This window comes from Thalassotalea atypica, from assembly GCF_030295975.1.
Taxonomy (GTDB): Bacteria; Pseudomonadota; Gammaproteobacteria; order Enterobacterales; family Alteromonadaceae; genus Thalassotalea_F; species Thalassotalea_F atypica.
Map to the genome: position 1 here is coordinate 737,729 of NZ_AP027364.1, position 20,555 is coordinate 758,283.

At 41.0% G+C, this 20,555-nt stretch carries 16 protein-coding genes; 10 read left to right on the forward strand and 6 right to left on the reverse strand.

All coding sequences use genetic code 11. The features are described from left to right. Positions 1 to 129: 129 nt before the first annotated feature. From thrA to thrC, 3 genes are read left to right on the forward strand one after another with little or no spacing between them, the layout of a single operon-like run. The gene (thrA, locus tag QUE03_RS03460; protein WP_286265132.1) at positions 130 to 2,586 is read left to right on the forward strand and encodes a bifunctional aspartate kinase/homoserine dehydrogenase I; all 2,457 of its coding nucleotides are present in this window, start codon (positions 130 to 132) and stop codon (positions 2,584 to 2,586) included. Further along, positions 2,586 to 3,548, forward strand: a complete 963-nt coding sequence (gene thrB, locus QUE03_RS03465; RefSeq protein WP_286265134.1) for a homoserine kinase — start codon at positions 2,586 to 2,588, stop codon at positions 3,546 to 3,548. The genes thrA and thrB overlap by 1 nt, the downstream gene beginning before the upstream one ends. Positions 3,549 to 3,601: 53 nt before the next feature. Next, positions 3,602 to 4,888 carry a threonine synthase gene (gene thrC / locus QUE03_RS03470; protein ID WP_286265136.1) on the forward strand — a complete coding sequence of 429 codons (1,287 nt, stop codon included), beginning with the start codon at positions 3,602 to 3,604 and terminating at the stop codon, positions 4,886 to 4,888. Between the two features lie 101 nt (positions 4,889 to 4,989). Here thrC and QUE03_RS03475 read toward each other — a convergent pair whose 3' ends face one another. Next, on the reverse strand, positions 4,990 to 5,568 hold the full coding sequence (locus QUE03_RS03475) for a GNAT family N-acetyltransferase (protein ID WP_286265138.1): 579 nt from the start codon (positions 5,566 to 5,568) through the stop codon (positions 4,990 to 4,992). Positions 5,569 to 5,680: 112 nt separating this feature from the next. On the opposite strand from QUE03_RS03475, the gene QUE03_RS03480 reads away from it, so the two are divergent. Continuing rightward, positions 5,681 to 7,018, forward strand: a complete 1,338-nt coding sequence (locus QUE03_RS03480) for an NAD(P)/FAD-dependent oxidoreductase (protein ID WP_286265140.1) — start codon at positions 5,681 to 5,683, stop codon at positions 7,016 to 7,018. Positions 7,019 to 7,088: 70 nt separating this feature from the next. Here QUE03_RS03480 and QUE03_RS03485 read toward each other — a convergent pair whose 3' ends face one another. Together QUE03_RS03485 and QUE03_RS03490 are read right to left on the reverse strand one after the other, a co-directional pair. Beyond that, a complete protein-coding gene (locus QUE03_RS03485) occupies positions 7,089 to 9,500 on the reverse strand; it encodes an Ig-like domain-containing protein (protein ID WP_286265142.1) in 2,412 nt (803 codons plus the stop codon). A gap of 118 nt (positions 9,501 to 9,618) precedes the next feature. Then, the gene (locus QUE03_RS03490) at positions 9,619 to 10,572 is read right to left on the reverse strand and encodes a D-2-hydroxyacid dehydrogenase (RefSeq protein WP_286265144.1); all 954 of its coding nucleotides are present in this window, start codon (positions 10,570 to 10,572) and stop codon (positions 9,619 to 9,621) included. A 268-nt stretch (positions 10,573 to 10,840) separates the two neighbouring features. Here QUE03_RS03490 and QUE03_RS03495 point away from each other — a divergent pair, with 268 nt between their 5' ends. The 3 genes from QUE03_RS03495 (at position 10,841) to QUE03_RS03505 (ending at position 14,621) form a co-directional block, all read left to right on the forward strand. Continuing rightward, complete coding sequence (locus tag QUE03_RS03495) at positions 10,841 to 13,051, forward strand: M3 family metallopeptidase (RefSeq protein WP_286265146.1); 2,211 nt, start codon at positions 10,841 to 10,843, stop codon at positions 13,049 to 13,051. Positions 13,052 to 13,139: 88 nt separating this feature from the next. Then, positions 13,140 to 13,676 carry a GNAT family N-acetyltransferase gene (locus tag QUE03_RS03500; RefSeq protein ID WP_286265148.1) on the forward strand — a complete coding sequence of 179 codons (537 nt, stop codon included), beginning with the start codon at positions 13,140 to 13,142 and terminating at the stop codon, positions 13,674 to 13,676. Between the two features lie 186 nt (positions 13,677 to 13,862). Continuing rightward, complete coding sequence (locus QUE03_RS03505) at positions 13,863 to 14,621, forward strand: substrate-binding periplasmic protein (protein WP_286265150.1); 759 nt, start codon at positions 13,863 to 13,865, stop codon at positions 14,619 to 14,621. 87 nt (positions 14,622 to 14,708) lie between these two features. Here the strand turns inward: QUE03_RS03505 and QUE03_RS03510 are convergent, their stop codons facing one another. Both QUE03_RS03510 and QUE03_RS03515 read right to left on the reverse strand, forming a co-directional pair. After that, entirely contained in the window at positions 14,709 to 14,957 is a 249-nt protein-coding gene (locus QUE03_RS03510; RefSeq protein WP_286265152.1) for a DUF2164 domain-containing protein, read from the reverse strand. Positions 14,958 to 15,080: 123 nt separating this feature from the next. After that, positions 15,081 to 15,758, reverse strand: a complete 678-nt coding sequence (locus tag QUE03_RS03515; RefSeq protein WP_286265153.1) for a hypothetical protein — start codon at positions 15,756 to 15,758, stop codon at positions 15,081 to 15,083. A gap of 302 nt (positions 15,759 to 16,060) precedes the next feature. On the opposite strand from QUE03_RS03515, the gene QUE03_RS03520 reads away from it, so the two are divergent. Next, positions 16,061 to 18,370 (forward strand): aminotransferase class V-fold PLP-dependent enzyme, encoded by a 2,310-nt coding sequence (locus tag QUE03_RS03520; RefSeq protein WP_286265155.1) that lies wholly within the window; start codon positions 16,061 to 16,063, stop codon positions 18,368 to 18,370. 133 nt (positions 18,371 to 18,503) lie between these two features. Here QUE03_RS03520 and QUE03_RS03525 read toward each other — a convergent pair whose 3' ends face one another. Further along, the gene (locus QUE03_RS03525; protein ID WP_286265157.1) at positions 18,504 to 19,124 is read right to left on the reverse strand and encodes a LysE/ArgO family amino acid transporter; all 621 of its coding nucleotides are present in this window, start codon (positions 19,122 to 19,124) and stop codon (positions 18,504 to 18,506) included. A 125-nt stretch (positions 19,125 to 19,249) separates the two neighbouring features. Here QUE03_RS03525 and QUE03_RS03530 point away from each other — a divergent pair, with 125 nt between their 5' ends. Next, on the forward strand, positions 19,250 to 20,155 hold the full coding sequence (locus tag QUE03_RS03530; RefSeq protein ID WP_286265159.1) for a LysR family transcriptional regulator ArgP: 906 nt from the start codon (positions 19,250 to 19,252) through the stop codon (positions 20,153 to 20,155). Between the two features lie 130 nt (positions 20,156 to 20,285). After that, entirely contained in the window at positions 20,286 to 20,486 is a 201-nt protein-coding gene (iscX, locus tag QUE03_RS03535; RefSeq protein ID WP_286265162.1) for a Fe-S cluster assembly protein IscX, read from the forward strand. Positions 20,487 to 20,555 lie beyond the last annotated feature (69 nt).

Sequence of the window (20,555 nt, forward strand, 5' to 3'; positions counted from 1 at the left end):
CATTACCATTATTACCACTACCACCCTCATGGGTAGGTGGTCATCGGCTGACGTGTAAAAAAGAAAGAATTTACCAAGCCCGTGACCTGAAAAGGTCACGGGCTTTTTTGTTTTTAAGAGGAAGTAAAAATGCGAGTTTTAAAGTTTGGCGGTTCTTCGTTAGCATCTGCAAAGCGATTTACGGAAGTGGCCAATATCATTGCTGATAAGTGTCAGTCAACTCCTGTAGCTGTTGTTGTTTCTGCGCCGCAAGGGGTAACCAACCATTTAGTTGCGATGGCCGATAATATTAGCAACGAAGTGCAAATGGTCAGTGATCTCGCAAAATTTAAACATGAAATTCAAACAATCATTAGCGAACTTTCAAATACCGTTTCAGGTTTTGATGTCGCCCATAGTGAAGCTGAGCTAGCCAAATGGGAAATTCAGCTTAATCGCTATATGCATGGTGCCAATTTACTTTCTTTTTGTCCTGAGCATGTTCGAGCGCGCATTATAAGCACTGGTGAAAGACTGAGTGTCGCTATGCTTATCTCCGTGTTAAAAGCAACAGGCCATCAAGCCTCTGCGTTAGTTCCTGAGAATTTTCTGATCACTAATGAAGCATCATTAAATGCAATTGCCGATTTAAATGAATGCAAGCAAGCGTTTAAACGAGAATATGCTCACCTTGAAAGTATATCAGTAATGCCTGGTTTTATTGGTGTTGACGATAAAGGGCAGGTAACCACTTTAGGGCGTAATGGCTCAGATTACTCTGCTGCCGTATTAGCAGTTTGCGCTGAGGCTGAATGTTGCGAGATTTGGACGGATGTTGATGGCGTATATAATGCAGATCCTAGAGTGATCAAAGACGCGAAGCTACTTGACTACTTGTCTTATCAAGAGGCAATGGAATTGTCTTATTTTGGCGCTAAAGTACTGCATCCAAAAACAATCGGTCCAATTGCGCAATTTCACATTCCTTGTTTAATCAAAAATACAGGCAACCCCGAAGCACCAGGTACTTTGATCGCCAATGAAACTGACGACAAGCAGCAAGTTAAGGCCATTTCTAACCTTGATGATTTAACCATGGTCAATGTCTCTGGCCCTGGCATGAAAGGAATGGTTGGCATGGCTAGTCGTGTATTTGCGGCGATGAGCCAAGAAAAAATTTCAATGGTAATGATAAGCCAGTCATCAAGTGAATACTGTATCAGTTTTTGTATTTACTCTTCAGATGCAAAAATTGCTGAGCAAAGCTTAAATCAAGAATTTGAATTAGAGCTTTTAAATGGCTTACTTGAGCCAGTCGCATTGCAAAGCAACCTCTCAATTGTTTCTTTAGTGGGTGATGGCATGCATCATCAGCGTGGTATGGCGGCAAAACTATTTTCATCTCTGGCGCAAGCCCGTGTGAATGTCGTTGCCATTGCGCAAGACTCATCAGAGCGCAGTATTTCCGTTGTCATCGAGCAGCGAAAATGTACTGATGCAGTAAAAGTGTGTCATCAGAATTTTTTCTCTCATCGACCAACCATCGACGCTTTTGTTGTTGGTTGTGGGGTTGTTGGTAGCGAGTTAATCAGTCAAATTGCCAAACAACAGCAGAGTTTAAAAGCTCAAAATATTGACTTAAAAGTGTATGGTTTGGCTAATAGTCAGGGTATGGTATTTGACAAAGAGGGTATTGATTTAGAGTCGTGGCAAGATAAGGTCGGTGTTAACACCACGCCTTTAAACGTTGATAATGTTAAAGCGTTTGCCCGAGATAATCACCTGATTAATCCTGTATTGGTGGACGTTACTTCAAATGAGGCATTGGCTTTAACTTATGCCGACTATTTAGGAGAAGGAATCCATGTTGTTACGCCGAATAAAAAAGCCAATACTGACTCTTGGGCTTATTATCAAAAGTTAAGAGTAGCAGCGCAAAGTACTAATCGCCGCTTCTTATATGAAACAACGGTAGGTGCAGGATTACCGGTGATTGATACGTTACAAAATCTAATTAAAGCTGGTGATGAATTAGTACGTTTTGAAGGCGTATTGTCTGGCTCTTTGTCTTATATTTTTGGCAAGCTTGAAGAAGGCATGTCGCTATCACAAGCAACCGCTATTGCTAAGGAAAATGGTTTCACTGAGCCCGATCCACGAGATGATTTAAGCGGTATGGATGTCGCCCGTAAGCTTCTTATCATGGCACGAGAAGCGGGTATGCCTCTAGAGTTGTCTGATATTAAAGTCGACTCTGTCTTACCAAACGACTTTGACGCGAGCGGTGATGTAAACCAATTTATGCAAAACTTACCTACCTTAGATAAAAGTGTTGCGGAAAAGGTTAATAAAGCAAAAGCTGAAGGCAAAGTATTGCGTTATATCGGCATAATCAATGGAGGGAAGTGTCAAGTATCTATTGATGCTGTAGGAGCAGACCACCCACTTTACAGTATTAAAGATGGTGAAAATGCGTTGGCGATACACAGTCGTTATTATCAGCCATTACCATTTGTTCTTCGAGGCTATGGTGCAGGTGCTGCGGTAACGGCAGCAGGTGTTTTTGGTGATTTATTACGTACCCTAGCGTGGGAGCAGCAACACTAATGGAAAAGATGAACAAAGTTTCTGTTTTTGCTCCTGCGTCGATTGGCAACGTGACCGTAGGATTTGATGTCTTGGGCCTCGCCGTAAAACCAATAGACGATACTTTGCTAGGTGATGTAGTTTCAGTTGAGCCAGCAGTTGGTGCTAATAAAAGCAGCTTATCGGTCATTGGTCGTTTTGCAGATAAATTGCCAAGCGATCCTCAAAGTAATATCGTATGGGATTGCTTGCTACAGTTTAACCAAGCATTAGTTACTGAAAATCAAATCGTCCATGTTGTTAATATTATCTTGGATAAGAAAATGCCGGTAGGTAGTGGCTTAGGCTCTAGTGCCTGTTCTGTGGTGGCGACACTACATGCTCTAAATGCGTTTTATCGTGATTTTTTCGACCAAGAAACCATGTTAAAAATGATGGGCCAAATGGAAGCTAAAATCAGTGGCAGTTTGCATTATGATAATGTTGCGCCATGTTATTACGGTGGCTTACAATTGATGGTGCCGAGTGAAAATATCATCACTCGAACATTACCTAGCTTCGATGATTGCTATTATGTCATGGCGTACCCTGGCATTGAGGTCTCAACAAAAGCAGCAAGAGAAGTATTGCCGACAGAATATAGCCGGCAAGACTTGATCGCTTTTGGACAGAATTTAGCTTCCTTTGTCGATGCCTGTCATCGCAATGATAAAGAACAAGCCTTTGCACAATTTAAAGACGTAGTCGCAGAGCCTTATCGCGCAGGGCTGCTACCTAACTTTGAACTAGCAAAAAACTATTTATATGAGCAAGGTAGCCTAGCGGTAGGCATCTCTGGCTCAGGCCCAACGCTATTTGCCGTTACAGATGATCTAACAAAAGCGAAGGCAATGGCTGATTGGTTAACACAAGAATATTTATCTACTGATCTTGGTTTTGTCCATGTTTGTCAGGTGGATATTGCAGGCTCTCGCTGTCTGTAGTTACGACTGAAACAAAATGATTAAATTAAGAATAAGTAAAGAAGGAAGAAATCGTGCAGTTTTATAATTTAAAAGAAAATGATGAAGTCGTCAGTTTTGCGCAAGCCGTAAAACAAGGACTAGGTAAGAATCAAGGGTTGTTTTTTCCAGAAAAAATGCCTGCTTTTGATGACATCGAAAGTTTACTGGCGCTACCCTTTGTTGAGCGCAGTGTGAAAGTACTCGCTCCGTTTGTTCAAGGCAGTTTAAGTGAAAAAGAGTTGAGTAGCATTGTCACTAATGCATTCAACTTTCCCGCACAAATTCAGCCGATCAGTGAACATCGTGCGATATTGGAATTGTTTCATGGACCAACCTTAGCGTTTAAAGACTTTGGTGCTCGTTTTATGGCGCAATGCTTACAAACGTTTAGTAAAGATAAAAAAATAACCATACTCACGGCAACCTCGGGTGATACTGGAGCTGCTGTAGCACATGCATTTCACGGCCTAGCCAATATCCGTGTGGTGATTTTATACCCGAAAGGCAAGATCAGTTTATTACAAGAGAAAATGTTCACCACCTTAGGTGATAACATTGAAACGATCGCAATCGACGGCACGTTTGATGATTGCCAAGCTTTAGTCAAAGATGCTTTTAATGACAAAGAGCTTGCCCAAACCATTGGATTAAATTCAGCCAATTCTATCAATATCAGTCGTTTGCTGGCCCAAGTTTGTTATTATTTTGAAGCGGTGGCGCAGTTAACAAGGCAGAAATCAAAGCAGAATTTAGGCGATCTGGTTGTCTCTGTACCAAGTGGTAACTTTGGCAACCTTACCGCGGGTTTGTTGGGTAAAGCATTGGGTTTACCAATCAAACGTTTTATTGCTGCTACTAACGCAAATGACACGGTACCACGGTACCTTTCAACGGGTGACTGGGAGCCGCATGAAACTATTGCGACGATATCTAATGCTATGGATGTTAGTAACCCAAATAACTGGCCCCGTGTTGAGCATATGATCAAATCTGGCTTAGTTGAAGGTTGCGTCAGCGCACAATCAGTAGACGAAGAAGAAACACAGATCACAATGATCCAATTAGCCAAATTAGGCTATATCAGTGAGCCTCATGCCGCTGTTGCTTATAAAGCATTGCAAGATTGTGAAGACAATGAATTTGGCGTCTTCTTGGGCACTGCTCATCCGGCCAAATTTAAAGAGGTGGTAGAAAATACTTTAGGGCAGCCGATTGGTTTGCCAAAAGAGTTGGCCGACTGTGCGGGTGAGCCGATATTGTCGATTGATATGGCAGCAGATTTTGCTCAATTGCGTGATTACTTGATGTCTGCCAAGTAGTTTCAGCATAACAACTACAATGCAAACATAAAGCACCTACGCTAATTTTTTTGGCGCAGGTGCTGATTTGCTCTTATCACATCAATATTGAGGGTTATAATTCACTTGTCATCAAAATAGATGATCATTTCAGCTGCTTCACAATGGCAATCATTACCGCATAATATGCAGTCATAACCGTTCAGTGCGTCTTCACGCCACTTGTCAGGGTGTAATTTCACCAATTGGCCACCACATTTTGTAAAATACTTAACGGCGCTGTTACCTGGACTTTGTTTCCACAAATGGCTGACACCTGCAACTGCGCCTTGTTGTTGAGCTGCTTCAATCGATAAACGTAAGAGTTCGCTGCCTATGCCATATCCTCTGTACTGCTCATCTACCGTATTACACTTAAAATAACACACACGTTCTTGAGATGCCTGCCATAGTTCCGGGCTGCACCACTGGTCGATATGCCAATTATTTGTGGCATAAGTTAGCCTAAAACCAACTAGCTTTTTATCATCGTAAGCAACGAAGCCTGCATTGATGTTTCCACTTAGGCCTTTTTCAAACCAAGCTTTTGCGTTTTCTTGGGTTAAGTAACCGTCTCCATGGACGTGATTTCCAAGCCTAATTATTTGTTCCAAATCTGCTGGGCTCATTGCTTGGTAGGTGATGTTTTTATCTGTTCGCATAGTCTAAGAACGAGTTAAGTTCAATAAAAAGTAATAGCATAGTTTGCCACTATTTATTATCGTGCGCATCATAAATAGAATTATCACACTTCAATAAATGATAGAGGTACAGATGTACGATCCTTTACATGATAACTCCCCTGGTACCAATGAGCCTTACCCAGATAGCTATTGGGCAAGCATGTCAGGTATTGCACCGAAAGACGATGGCCCGATTATCGGCGAACATCAAGTTGATGTCGCTATTATTGGCGCGGGTTATACAGGGTTATCGTGTGCATATCATTTAGCTAGTGAACACGGCATTAATGCTTGCGTGCTAGAAGCAAACCAAAGTGCGTGGGGCTGCAGCGGCCGTAATGCAGGCTTTATCTTAAAATCTTCTGGTCGAAAGTCTTTCACCCAAATGCAAGCACAATGGGGCGAAGAGGTGATGCGAGGTATCTATAATGAGATGGCCGCTGGTGCAGAAACAGTTAATGAATTAATTGATAAAGGAATTGATTGCGAGCAGCAAACTCCCGGCTATATTAAGGTGGCGCATAAGCCGAAGAAGCTGAAAGAACTCATCGCGCTGGCTAAACTGCAGCAAGAAATGTTCAATTATGACGTGGAAGTTTTATCAAAAAATGAGGTGCGCGAGCAGTTTATGGATGATCAAAATGCCCACGGTGCAATCAGATATCAAGACGGTTTTGGGCTAAACCCACTTAAACTGGCTTGGGGTTATCATAAGTTAGCTCGGGAAGCGGGCGCAAAAATCCATACAGGCTCCCCGGTTACGAAATTTTCAACATATAGAAACGGTTATCAACTTACTACACCGCAAGGGATTGTTTACGCAAAGAAAGTCGTGATGGCGACCAATGGCTATACACCAAAAGGATTTCACCCTTTAGTCAGTAACCGTACGTTGCCTGTGTTGTCGCAAATAATTGTGACCGAGCCACTTTCTGAGCAACAAATTCAGGCCTGTAATTTCTTGACCTCGAATGTGGTCATGGACACACGAGCACTGAAATATTATTACCGAAAACTGCCGGACAACCGGATTTTGTTTGGTGGACGCGGTGCAATTACAGGTAAAGCGGCTGAAGATCCTTTTTATGCGCAGCGATTGCTCAAAGTGCTTAAAACCAGTTTTCCTTCCTTACAAAATTTATCCTATCAATACGCTTGGTCAGGCTGGATTTGCATGTCATTAGATGACATACCTCATATTCATCATAATCCAGAACAAGACATCTTTTATGCTATGGGCTATTGCGGTGCAGGCGTTTCATTCTCAGCCCAAGCAGGTAAGCGACTAGCCCAGAAAGTTGCTGGACAAAAAATGGCAGACTTACCTATTTTTTCAAGGCATCTTCCGAAATTTCCGTTTGCGCCATTACGTCGTGTCGGGCAGTGGGGGTATTTCCAATACGGGCAAGTTAAAGACAAATATTTTTAAGGATAACTGGAGACATTCAAACGATAAAAAAACCGCCCAAGAGCGGTTTTTTTATTGTGGGTCGAAGCTATTATAACAAGTCAACAAACTCGTTGATGTAGAATACTTCTTGTGAACGCGGGGTGGTGATACTGACTAATAAACTGGCGGTTTCTGGGTCACCGCCAGAGGCATTGGTTATCAAAAAGCTCACTGATTTATAACCATTGGCTCCTGTGTTACCAACATCGTAACTTGTTGTGCCTTTTAGTTCACCACCGTCAATAGATACTCTTATTGACGTGCCCATAGGCAATGTTTGTAATGCGGTATCGGCAAATTCAAAACGCAAGGCAAGTGAACTGCCGTCTGCAATATCTGGCAAGCTACCATTAATGCCTGCATTATTATCAACGTATACGGTATTAGTGTTTGCGTTAACTAGCCTGACAAGAGCAGCAGTGCTCGACATGATCATCACTAGTGATTTACGCACGTGAATTTCATTGGTGCCTTCAGGTGCACATAAGGCACCTTGGCATTGCGGGCCATTGAAAAGTCCATCAGGTGCGCTAAAGGTTTTGTCATTATTAAAGTCGATGTACTTTTCACCGTCATCGTATGCATCGTCTTCATCATCATCACGCCATGCTTCACTCATATCGATAAAACCAGATGCCATTGGCGTAATGCGCGCTGCACCTGATGACACGCTTTTTTCTTGATGTGCTACACCATCGTCATCATCAAAAAAGTTATTCCCGTTTGACTCAAAAAAGGTTTCATGGCCAGAGGCGGTTGCTAAAACGGTGATGCGATGATTGTCAGGCTTGGGGTTTGAACTGATCCAATCGACTGAGCAGGCGCCATTGACTGTAATACAAGTACTGCCGATAGTGCCACCTTCAGCAGTGAAATTTACCGTAGTACCGTCAGGTACAGGGTTATTGAAGTTGTCGGCTAATTGCGCTGTTATCAATGCGGTTGCATCGTTAAAATCATAGGCTTCTGGGTTGACAATACTGGTTGATATCGTCATTGAGCTTTGCTCTGGTAAACCGGTATTTATTGATAATAAATCCGATTGGGTTTGCACATCGATTGTGTCGTTACCTATGGTCATGGTCGACCGAGCAGTCACGCGTACAGCAGTAGGCACTGTTCCTGCTTTAACAATAGTAGTGATCATGCCTTGGCTATTAGTTAGCCCTGACATTGGCGTTAATTCTATACCACCGGCATTGGTGTCCAATATAAAGCTCACCGCTTGTTGCGCCAATGGGTTACCTAACGCACTCTTGACTTGGAAAGTCAGAATGGATGTTTCTTGTTTGCCTTGACCACCAGTACCTTTTAATACAATGGAAGTTGGCTCGGCGGATATAAATTCAATTGAGCCAAGTTCTTCACCGGTAATAGAAATGGTTTCTGAAGCAACACTGGTAACGCCATTTACGGTAATTGAGGCCACGATGACGTCATCACTACCACTAACGCCAGCACAGTCGATATCTTCATAAGTTGATGTTGCCTTACCTTTAATACTTAGTACGGTTTCATCAATACCGGCATGCTGTGATTGAACACAGTTTGATGTAAAAGAAACAGGGGTTGGCGTGTTAATTAATTCGCCATTGTTATTGGTTAGGTCAACGCTTAATCCTAAGGTACCGCCAGCGCTAATGGTATTGTCATCGATTGATAATTTTATTTTTCCTTCGATAAAATCATTTCCATCAAAATGCCCTATGCGAATACCCTCATCAATGATGACAGCGTCATCCGCAAGAATTTCATAATTAACGCGACTTGGCGTCACTGAGGTTGAGTCATTAATGTTGGCGGTTAATACGCCTGCACCAATATCTCCATTGCCTGTTAGCACAACATTGGCAGTACCTTGTTCATTGGTCAATGCGGTGGCGGTAGCAAGCTCACCAATATCAGCAGTAAAGGCAATAATTTCACCTGCCACTGGTTGGTTATTATGATCAATCAAGGTAGCAGAAATTTGTACCTGCTCGCTAGTTTTAAACTGATTGATTAGTACGCCGTCTAATCGAATTTCAGTACTAATACTTGGTGGATTAGTACTACCGATAGATAAAAACTCATAATCAATCGTTGATGATATGTCATTGGCGGTGGCCGTCGCAGAGCCTGCGCCGACGGCAAATGTGCTGTTGGTTAAGGTGATAGTCGCTTCACCGCGACTGTCAGTAAGTTTACTGGTAACAGATAGAACTCCAATATCAGCGTTAAAAGCAACGGCACGTCCAGCAATGGGAGTATTGTTGTCATCACGAACGGTGGCAGTCAGTGTTATCGTTTCATCGGATGAAAAACTTTGCTTGGCAACGCCATTAGCATCATAAAGAGCAAGAGAAACAGAAGAGGCAATGGGGGTTGGTGCTGGGGAGCTATCATTTTCCCCCGAGCTTCCATTACATGCGCTCAATAAAAATATCCCAGCAAACATCATTGCTGCGTAGAGCTTTTTCATAAAATATTACCTTAGGGGCTTAATGTTCTTATTATCTACGCCAAGAATAAAAGTCTGGAGGTTAAAAGTCCACGACTAAGCGGCTGTTTTTATCGACTAAATTTATTCTTATTGTCTTTCATATGACCCTATTTAAAACTTGATTAAGCTGATACGCTTTGATGTTGTCGGCAATGATTGAAATCAGCCGTTGCTGAGCTTGCTGACTCGCCCAAGCAATGTGAGCTGTGACGCTAATGTTGCTGATATCATTCTGTAGTAGAAGTTCATTTGAACGAGGCGGTTCCTGCACTAAAACATCTATAATTGCATAGCCGATTTCTTTATTTATCAAAGCTGTTTTCAATGCCTCAGTATCAATGATTTGCCCTCGTGCGGTATTAACCAACACCGCTGTTGGTTTCATCCGCTTAAAACTGTCGTGAGTGATAAGCTGATCAGTATCTTGGTTCAATGGGCAATGTAAAGAAATGATGTCCGACTGAGTCAGCATGTCATTAAAAGCAATACGTCCACTTCTAATAACATCCGCATGCTTATGTTCGCTAATGAGCACTTTCATATCGAAAGCCTTGGCAATATTTTCCAAGTGTTTGGCAATATGCCCGTAACCAACTAAACCTAGTGTTTTTCCTGATAATTCTTCGATAGGGTTACCGAGAAAACAAAACGTCTCGCTTTGTTGCCACAAGCCATCAACAACATTTTTATGGTGATGGTGTATGTTTTGATAATAATTGAGGAGCTGAGCCATAATATATTGTGCAACTGATGGTCCTGCGTAGCCTGCGGCATTAGTGACCGCGACTCCTTGTGCTTTTGCGGACAAAATATCAACATTGTTCGTGCCTGTTGCAGCAACACAAATTAACTTCAAATCGGGCAATGCGCTTATAATTTCGTCAGTTAATACCACTTTATTCGTGATCACCACGTCAAAACCTAAACATCGTTTAATAACGTCTTCGGGTTGTGTAATAGGAAAACACTCCAGTACATCAAGTTGCTTAGCAATGTTGGAAAAGGGTATTTGGCTGCTAAAAGTTTGAGTATCAAGAAAAACGGCGCGCATGTGGTTAACTCAACAAAAGAAAGTGCGCAAAGCATACTGATTTCTACATTTTCAAACAAGCATTGCGGTAAACAGCCAAAATCTAACGACAGGCTACTTTGATTATGATCACAGACAAGGGTTTAATAATTACTTATGTTGTAAATTTTTCGTTAACTGTGGCAAGCTGTCAAAACGCAACACCAATGATACTCATTGGTGAAACTAAAATAATAATAATTAGCTTGCGTCTTATAAGCTAAATATCCTTCTAGAAGAAACTAAAATTATGAATAAATCAAGATTGTTTACCGCCATGCTTATGTCTGGCATGTTATTCGCGTGTAATTCTGAAACGTCAACAAGTGCTGCGTCAGTAGCTACGGACACTGTCGAACAAGTAAGCACCATTAATAATGCGACTGAAGCAACGGCTGAAGAAAAAGCAAAATCATTACTACTAGCTGCGTGGACCGGTCCATTCCAAGGTGTTCCAGCTTTTGATCAAGTCTCTATTGCAGGCCTAAAAGCGGCACTGGAAGAGGGTATGGCACTTAATTTGGCCGAAATTGACGTGATTGCCAACAACACAGATGCCCCTACATTTGAAAACACTATCGTTGAGATGGAGCGTTCAGGTAGTGTTTTACGTCGAATTTATAGTTACTACGGTATCTGGAGCGCTAATCGTTCAACACCGGAATTTAGAGATATTCAACGCGAAATGGCACCTAAGTTATCAGCGTTTAACACCAAGATTAATCAAAACGAAGCATTGTTCCAGCGTATTTCTGCAGTTCGCAATGGTGAAGAATTCAAAACACTACGTTCAGATCAGCAGCGTTTGGCTACACTCGTTTACGATGGTTTTGCTCGTAATGGCGCGACCTTAAATGGTGAAGATAAGAAGCGTTATGGCGAAATCAATAATCGCCTTGCGCAACTACACACAAAATTCTCAAGCAACGTACTGGCAGATGAAGAAAACTACGTACTTTACTTAACCAAAGAACAGCTAGGTGGTTTACCTGAGTCAGTTGTGCAAGTAGCAGCATCGGCAGCAACGGCGCGCGATAAAGATGGTCAATACGCGATCACCAACACGCGTTCATCAATGGACCCATTTTTAACTTATTCAACTGAACGTGAATTACGTCAGAAAGTCTGGGAAACTTATTACAACCGTGGCGATAACGGTGATGAATTTGATAACAATGAATTGATCAAAGAAATTCTAACCTTACGCCATGAACGAGTTGGTCTTTTAGGATATGACAACTACGCTTCATGGCGCTTAGAAGATCGCATGGCGAAAAAGCCTGAAAATGCCATTAAACTTATGGAAGCGGTATGGCCTGCAGCCATTGCCCGTGTTGATGAAGAAGTGGCTGATATGCTTGCCATTGGTCAAAAAGAAGATGGCATTAAAGCAGTTAAACCTTGGGATTATCGTTACTACGCTGAGAAAGTGCGTAAAGCAAAATATGACTTAGATTCAAATGAAGTAAAAGAATACCTACAACTGAACAAACTACGTGAAGCGATGTTCTATGTTGCTGGCCGCTTATTTAACTTCAGCTTTGCTGAAGTGACTGACGGCTCTGTTCCAGTATTCCATGAAGATGTTAGAGTGTGGGAAGTGACAGATAAAACCTCTGGCGATCACATCGGTTTATGGTATTTAGACCCATTTGCACGTCAAGGAAAACGTTCGGGGGCGTGGGCAACAACTTATCGTAGTCATACTACCATCAACGGTAAAACTAATGTCTTAAGTTCAAACAACTCAAACTTCAGTAAAGGCCCAGAGGGTCAACCATCGCTTATTTCGTGGGATGATGCAGAAACTTACTTCCACGAGTTTGGACACGCACTTCATTTCTTAGCGTCAAATGTTGATTACCCAACATTAAACGGCGGTGTACGTGATTACACGGAATTTCAATCTCAATTACTTGAACGCTGGTTGACAACAGACGAAGTGATCGACAACTACCTGATTCACTATAAAACAGGTAAGCCAATGCCCGCAGATTTAGTCCAAAAAATTAAGAATGCGGCAACGTTTAATGAAGGATTTAAAACTACGGAATACTTAGCTTCGGCGATTATCGACATGAAACTTCATACCGTTAACCCTAAAGGTCTAGACCCGGATGCGTTCGAACGTGACGAATTAAACAAATTGGGATTACCTTCTCAAATTGTCATGCGTCACAGAACACCGCATTTTGGTCATGTTTTCAGTGGTGAAGGTTATTCTGCCGCATATTACGGTTACATGTGGGCAGAAGTACTAACTTCTGATGCAAGTGAAGCATTTGAAGAAGCGGAAGGTGGTTACTACGATAAAAATGTGGCCGCTAAGTTGGTGAAGCATTTATTCAGCGTTCGTAATGCCGTAGATCCTGCTGAAGCGTATCGCGCTTTCCGAGGCCGTGATGCGGTGGTTGATGCCCTAATGCGTGACCGAGGTTTTCCTGTAAAATCTCAGGAATAATGACTTATTGTAGAGTTTAACATAATTTAATGTGAGCCCACTTTATGTGGGCTTTTTTGAATTGATAAAAGATGAAATAAGGAAAACGATGAAAGTACTAGAGACTTCACGCCTACAGATGGAATTGATGACAAAAGATGATGCTCAGTTGTTATTTGAACTCGACCAAGATCCAGAGGTGATGCGTTATATCAACGGGGGCAAAATGACCTCAATGGAAGATATTCACCAACGTTTTATTCCTCGACTTGAAAGCTTTACTGATATTGAAAAAGGTTGGGGGCTGTGGAAAGTCATCATTACAGAGTCGAATACTTTTATCGGCTGGGTGTTAGTTCGACCAATGGATTACTTTACTGATAACCCACAATGGCGAAATCTGGAATTAGGCTGGCGCTTTATGCAAAAATCTTGGGGGAAAGGTTACGCTACTGAAGCTGCGCAGCACATCATGAATGCCTTGCTCAACGAAACAGCGATAGACTCAGTTTGCGCCATTGCAGTTGAAGACAACTTAGGCTCGATTAATATCATGAAAAAGTTAGGCATGGAATACGTAAAAACCTATTTGCACGAAGATCCGCTAGGCGATATGGATGTTGTTTATTACTTAAAGAAAAAATAAAGCAATACCAGTAGGTGCTAAGTAATATAAATGATTCGAATGAATCACATCCATAATTACGGCCCTCCTAATAAACATTTTGTTTAATGGAGTGTTTTTGTCTAAGCTGATTTTTAAGGGCTTGACCATTACACTTTTTCATTTATGCCACCTGTTGTTTTGCTAGTTTATACTAGCCTCTCTTTTTTGCTTCTTTCTGCAGAATTAACTGCGACGGAAGTACAAACCAATGAGCTATCGATGCTGAGCGATGATGGCCCACCGCATATGATTGCGGCGTCAAATAGCGGTATTGATATCGATATTACCCGTGAAATTTTAAATAGTATGGGATATAAAGTGACATTGGATTTCATGCCACTTGCCCGTGGAAAAAGCCAAGTGCAATTAAAATATGCGGATCTTTTTTTGCCAACCTTTTATCAGCAAGACTCCGAACAACTGTTTTATTCCGACGCCATCATCGAATATCGTCCTGTGATATTGAGCCTAAAAAAAAATCAATTTAGTTTGAATGAATTATCTGATGCAGATGGTAAGAAAATCCTAACGTTTCAAGGGGCTACAGGATACTTTGGTGAAGAGTTTGTCAAGTTGTCAAAGGGAAAAGGCTATAGAGAGCTGGCTGACATGTCTAAGTTTCCAGAATTGTTGTTGTGGGGGCGCTATGATCTCGTCGTGCTTGATTATTATATTTTCTATTATTTTCTAAAAAGGTACTGTCAATCAGACTCAATCGACGAAGATAGGCATGATGAGGCTCAAATCACTAAGTTGCGTTATTGCAGACAAGAAATTGAAGAGCATAATTTACTATTAGCCGTTTCAGCTCATGTAGGATTTAATGATGCCAAGTTGAGGAACGATTTTAACAAAGCGCTAGAACGCTATAAAAGAGCTAAAATACCTCAAAAAGTGATCAAAAAGTATATAGGCTCGCGATAATGGTGAGCCAAGTTATAGTTCATTGCTAAAATTGTTTTTTACTGGTGAATAACAAACAAAATGCAGTGCAGGGGAACATGCCACTCATTAAAAATCAGTTACGTGTTCTATCTCTTCGATGGCTTCGGTAATATCGTCTACTTTGGACATTAAGACCGCTTGGGCATCCCTTAGTCCTTGATTGTAAAAATGTACGCCCATTTTTTCTTTAATGAAATCCAGTAAAAAATCGGCATCAAAGTCACCTAAATCTTGGTCAAGTTCACGCTCGAAATATTGCTGAAGTAAAGTTTTGAGCTGTTCGGTTTGCTCTGTTGTAAAGGAAATATTGTTCATCGCAACTTCGTTGTTTTTGTCATTGTTTAAGTTAATACGCCAAAGTGTATCGCGTTAGCTAAACTTTTATTATCTAACTTTGCGAAAATTGATGAATATTAGAATTTCAGTTTAATATATCAGCTAATTAACTTGGAAGTACCGTGATACATTAAACTGAAATTTAGCTTTATATTCTGGAAACTGTTTTTCCGAATTCTCTATCACAGCAGGTAAGTCGACACTCGTATCCAGCATGTGCTTTTCTATTGACTCTGGCATAGGAGCTGAAATAGAAGCGATGAACACACCTTCGTGTTTCATTAGCCAATAAAAATTTACTATACGCTCTGTGCTAGGAAAGATAGTAAGTGAAGTCGAGCCACTAAAGTAGTCTTCGCTGCCATTTTTGTTAATGGAAATAGGATTTAGCTTAGTAATAGGATCCAATTTGTGCCTATGTCCATCTTGGTCTTCACTTTCAATAAAACTTACTGCTGCTATTTTTAACGCATATCCGCACCAATCTAAGGTATGGGTAGAAGAACTCTGGTTTTCAATTTTAACCTCGATGAAAACAGGGGTTCCTGAATTTGTTTTTTCTCCCAAGATAATAGACATGTCACCTTTAAGTCCTTTCTTTTGGTTAACCTCAACTTGTTTCTGAATTGATTCTGCTTTTTGTTTTTTCAATTCATCTGTGGCAAAAAGTCTGAATACTGCCCAAATGCCTGCCATTATGGTTGCTAAACTTATGAATATTGCCTGTGTAGCTTGCGCAAGGCTCTTTATCTCCGCTGAGTGTTTTATTAAATCTTCCATGTTTTTCCCTAGCTATTGATCATTTATAAGCAAAACTAACTGCTCATTTTGATCGTAATTAAACCAAAATAAATAACAGAATTAACTGATATTCCAAATGAATTCAATGTAGTTGATATTACTTTGCACATAAGAATTCTGTTCTAGTATCAAGAATAATTCAATTTAGTTATAAGGCGTGCAATTATTCGCCTTAAAAGTTTTAATTATATATTAGTGTTTTTGGTTATAAGTGGATAGAATGTTCCGCTCTTAATCGACTTACACTTAGTTTGTATTCACTTATTAGAAGAAGTGGTTTTATGTTGACGCTTAATGATATCCAGCCTCAGAAAAATGAAATATATTTAGATAATAACGCTACAACGCCAGTGCTACCGCAGGCCGCCGAAGCTGCCATGCATACCATGCAACTGTGTTACGGTAATCCAAGTAGTAGCCATATCACTGGCTTGAAAGCCAAGTATATTTTAGAGACAACAAGAAGCCTCGTGCGCAAGGTTATCGGTGCAACGTCCGGTGGTATTACATTTACCAGTGGCGCAACAGAAGGCATACAAACAGCAATTATTTCAGCATTGAACGCGGCGCGTGAAAAGGGTATCAGCCAAAAAAATCCATTATTACTATATGGCGCAACAGAGCACAAAGCGGTGCCTGAAACGTTAAAGCACTGGAATGCCATGTTGAATATTGGCGCAGAAGTATTAGCCATTCCAGTTGATGAAAACGGTATTTTAGATGTTGAATTTATTAAATTACACATCGCCGACGCCTTGGTTATTTGTACTATGGCGGCGAATAATGAAACCGGAGTGTTTCAAGATTTAGATTTATTGGAATCAGTGATTCGTAATGGCAATAAAGACGTATTATGGATGGTGGATTGTGTGCAGGCGTTAGGTAAATTGAGCCTAAATATTTCAGAGACTACCATTGATTATGCACCGTTTAGTGGTCATAAATTATATGCGCCTAAGGGAATTGGCGTTTTATATGTTAGAGAAAACGCTCCATTTACACCGTTTATTGCTGGCGGTGGTCAAGAAAGTGGCCTACGCTCTGGCACCGAAAACTTACCAGGTATTGCTGCGCTGCACGCGATTTTAAGCTTACTTGATAGTGAACATGACGACACTTTCAAAGATCATGAAACGTTAGTGCGTTACCGTCAACAAATGTTCGACACATTAACGGAAGTCTTCCCTGATATTATCTTTAACCATGATTTCAAATATTCCTTACCGACGACGTTAAATTTTTCGGTTAAAGGGCTATCAAGTAAAGAAATCATGGATTTGTTTGATGCAGCTCGAATTCGTGTTAGCTCTGGCTCTGCTTGTTCGTCAAAAGTGACTGGCAGCTTTGTTCTTGATGCCATGGGTAAGCCTAAATGGCAAAGCGAAGGGGCAATTCGAATGTCCTTTGGCCCAGCAACGACACAGCAAGAAATTGATCAAGCGTGTCAAGCAATCAAACAAGCAGTTAAAGCACTGCATCACAGTTGTTTAATGCTGTCTGATACTCATGATACCAGTGAGTTTGGCGTAGATGGATTACAGCAGTGGGTCTATGATCAGCAATGTACTTGGTGTTATGTTGATAAAGCCGCTAAAGAGTGTGTGGTTATCGATGTGGTGCCTGAATTAGTCAACAAATTTGAAAAGCTAGTGAAGTGCCAAGGTTACAAAGTAATTGCTGTACTTGACTCACACCGTCATGAACATCAAGTATTAACCCCTGAAATGGTCAGAGAGTTAATACCCGAGCATATAGCTGCAGGTCATTTCAATTTATTGGGTTGGCCAGCAGAAAGTAAGATTGTGCGGTTAGCTAATGGGCAGCAAGTCCCAGCTATTACAGTGGGTGGCAAAATATTGGCTCAATTGCCTATTCCGGGACATACCGAAAATAGTGTCGCGTATTTACTGGGTGAAATCGATGGAGATGATTTGCTTGCTGAAAATGTTGATTATGTGTTTGTTGGCGACTCGATTCAAATTGGCGGTTTAGGCAGAACAGATTTAGCACAAAGTAACGCCCAATCAATGTATGAATCTTTACAAACCCTTAATGGTACAGTGATTGATTCAACACTTATTTGTCCGAGCCATGACTATCAATCACTGTTTAGTACGAGCTTGGCGATGGAGAAAAAAACCAACCCACTATTAAATGGTGTGTTGAATCAATCTCTGTCAGTTGAAGAGTTTACCAAGCAAAAAGTTAGCATTGATCAACAGCTACCTGAGTCTGAAAACCCTTGTTTTTGTGGGCAAATATCATTCTCTAGTGATGAAATAGGAAATTTAGCCCCTAATGAGTTAGAAAGTTTTATGGTTAAACACCCTAAAGCGACGGTGGTAGATGTACGAGAAGTGCACGAGTACGAGGCGTATCCTGAAGCTTATGTCGCAGGAAAACAATTAGTGAATGTACCCTTGTCACAGTTAACGGAATTTGTTCATAACTTCCAACACAGTAATGACGATCATGAGTTTATTTGTATTTGTCGTAGTGGTAATCGCAGTGACGCAGCCGCAAAAGTATTAAAACGAAATGGCTTTGCAAAAGTTTATCATGTGCCAGGTGGATTTGCGCTGTTGAGTTAACATAGATATAGAAAGTAAGAAGTGTTCGTATTACCTCATTCTATGTTCAATAAAAAAGGCTGCTAAATGCAGCCTTTTGTCATGCTAATGGTATACATGTTTATATTTTTCATTATCAAATCAACAAGATAAATTATTGATTTAGTAAAGTGTTAAACACGGAATAAGCCACTAAAACCATAATCAAACCAACGAGTATATCTATTCCCCGCTGTACTTTAGGGTGCCCTAACCACGGCGCCATTTTTGCTGCACTTAGTGCCAAGCTATAAAACCAAAGAATGGAAGCCAACATTGTACCAATGGCAAATGCCAATCGTTCATTACCGTCAAAAGTGCCACCCACGCTGCCGAGTATCATAACCGTGTCCAAATAAACGTGAGGATTCAATAGCGTAACTGCTAAAGTGGTTCCGATGATTTTCTTACGGTTATTGGCCGCTTTTAATTGGCCAGCCTGTTGGTATTGGTTTTGCCATGCATTTTTAAAAGCAATTGAAGCGTAAACTGTTAAAAAGAGAATACCGCCCCAGCCAATAGCGAGCATTAAATATTCATGGCTGGCAATTAATTTTCCACCTCCAAATATGCCTAAGCCGATTAAAATTACGTCGCAGACCATACAAATAGTTGCTGCTAATATATGGTGATTGCGTTTAATGCCCTGACTAAGGACATAAGAGTTTTGAGCACCGATAGGAATGATCATTCCGGCTCCTAAAATGAGCCCTTGAAGCATCGCAGTAAAAGACATCGCCTTTCCTTATGAATAGAAAACAATGTTGGGTAATATAGTTCCCTTCTTGTCATAAATATAATTAATTAAAATTATTAATCATAAGTTATACTAATGTTGGGTATGAATTACATGAGTCGTCAATGAGTAAGCTAGATTACAAATTACTAGAAGCACTGAGCGCGGTAATTAAAGATCAGAGTTTTGAACGTGCTGCTGGCACTTTGTGCATCACTCAATCTGCTGTGTCGCAACGCATAAAAGCACTCGAGCAGCAGCTTGCGCAACCGGTTTTGATCAGAAGCCAACCAATAAAAACGACGAAGCTAGGCAAGCAATTATTAAGGCATTACTATCAAGTTGTGCAGTTGGAGGCAGACTTAATGCCGCAAGTCATGCCGGACACACCTGAATCACCGCTGACTTTACATATCGCCACCAATGCAGACAGTTTAGCCACTTGGCTGATCCCAGCAATTGCGCCAATAATTAAACAACATTTGATTGAAGTAAACCTGTTGATTGCTGATGAAACTCACACCGTCGATATGCTAAGAGACGGCCAAGCATTTGGCGCAATTGGCAGTCAAAATACACCGGTGAAAGGATGCCAACTGACAGAACTAGGTGAATTAGATTATATCTTAGTGGCGTCACCAGAGTTTATTGAACGATATTTTTCCGAAGGAATTAATAAACACAGCTTACGGCAAGCACCGGGTATAGCATTTGATCACAAAGATAATATGCACATTCGCTTTGTTCATGAACATTTTGGGTTATCTGAAGGAGATTATCCGCTTCACGCGGTGCGTTCATCTGAAGCTTTTGTTGCAATGGCAAAACATGGTGCAGCCTATTGCTTGATTGCAGAGTTACAAATACAAGAAGAACTTGCAAAAGGGGAGTTGGTGCACATCTTTAAACAAGCAAAAATTACTGAAAGCTTGTATTGGCACCACTGGGTTCTATTAAAAGGCATATACAAAAAAATATCTAACGCTATTATTTCTCATGGTCGACAGGTGTTAGGGACTCCAAATGTTTAAACTCTTCAAAAAATGGTGGCATACCGATTGTCAGTTGTGTTTGAAAGCACGGCGAGTCATTATTTGGCTTATACTGATGTTAGCTGCTGACTATTTTTGTTTTAATCTGCTTTTCAAATAGGGGGACATAATGAGCTTAAAGTGGACAGACTCGTTGGAAATCGCGCTTGACTTGATAGAAGAACACCCTGATGTAGACCCAATGCAATTACACTTTCCAGAACTGATGAAATGGGTACTTGCACTTGAACGCTTTGATGATGATCCAACCCATTGTGGTGAGCGCGTATTAGAAGCAATACAACTAGCATGGATCGCTGAAGCGGACTAATTATCGACTAGATAGGCAAACTACGATTTAATTCGTTGATTTACCAACTGGTTGGCTTTTTAATGTCGG

Bases quoted from the DNA above. Each gene is read 5' to 3' on its own strand.
- QUE03_RS03495 (WP_286265146.1), top strand. From the start codon at position 10,841: ATGAATAAATCAAGATTGTTTACCGCCATGCTTATGTCTGGCATGTTA.
- iscX (WP_286265162.1), top strand. From the start codon at position 20,286: ATGAGCTTAAAGTGGACAGACTCGTTGGAAATCGCGCTTGACTTGATA.
- QUE03_RS03520 (WP_286265155.1), top strand. From the start codon at position 16,061: ATGTTGACGCTTAATGATATCCAGCCTCAGAAAAATGAAATATATTTA.
- QUE03_RS03525 (WP_286265157.1), bottom strand. From the start codon at position 19,124: ATGTCTTTTACTGCGATGCTTCAAGGGCTCATTTTAGGAGCCGGAATG.
- QUE03_RS03480 (WP_286265140.1), top strand. From the start codon at position 5,681: ATGTACGATCCTTTACATGATAACTCCCCTGGTACCAATGAGCCTTAC.
- QUE03_RS03530 (WP_286265159.1), top strand. From the start codon at position 19,250: ATGAGTAAGCTAGATTACAAATTACTAGAAGCACTGAGCGCGGTAATT.
- thrA (WP_286265132.1), top strand. From the start codon at position 130: ATGCGAGTTTTAAAGTTTGGCGGTTCTTCGTTAGCATCTGCAAAGCGA.
- QUE03_RS03475 (WP_286265138.1), bottom strand. From the start codon at position 5,568: ATGCGAACAGATAAAAACATCACCTACCAAGCAATGAGCCCAGCAGAT.
- QUE03_RS03510 (WP_286265152.1), bottom strand. From the start codon at position 14,957: ATGAACAATATTTCCTTTACAACAGAGCAAACCGAACAGCTCAAAACT.
- QUE03_RS03515 (WP_286265153.1), bottom strand. From the start codon at position 15,758: ATGGAAGATTTAATAAAACACTCAGCGGAGATAAAGAGCCTTGCGCAA.
- QUE03_RS03500 (WP_286265148.1), top strand. From the start codon at position 13,140: ATGAAAGTACTAGAGACTTCACGCCTACAGATGGAATTGATGACAAAA.
- thrB (WP_286265134.1), top strand. From the start codon at position 2,586: ATGGAAAAGATGAACAAAGTTTCTGTTTTTGCTCCTGCGTCGATTGGC.
- QUE03_RS03490 (WP_286265144.1), bottom strand. From the start codon at position 10,572: ATGCGCGCCGTTTTTCTTGATACTCAAACTTTTAGCAGCCAAATACCC.
- QUE03_RS03485 (WP_286265142.1), bottom strand. From the start codon at position 9,500: ATGAAAAAGCTCTACGCAGCAATGATGTTTGCTGGGATATTTTTATTG.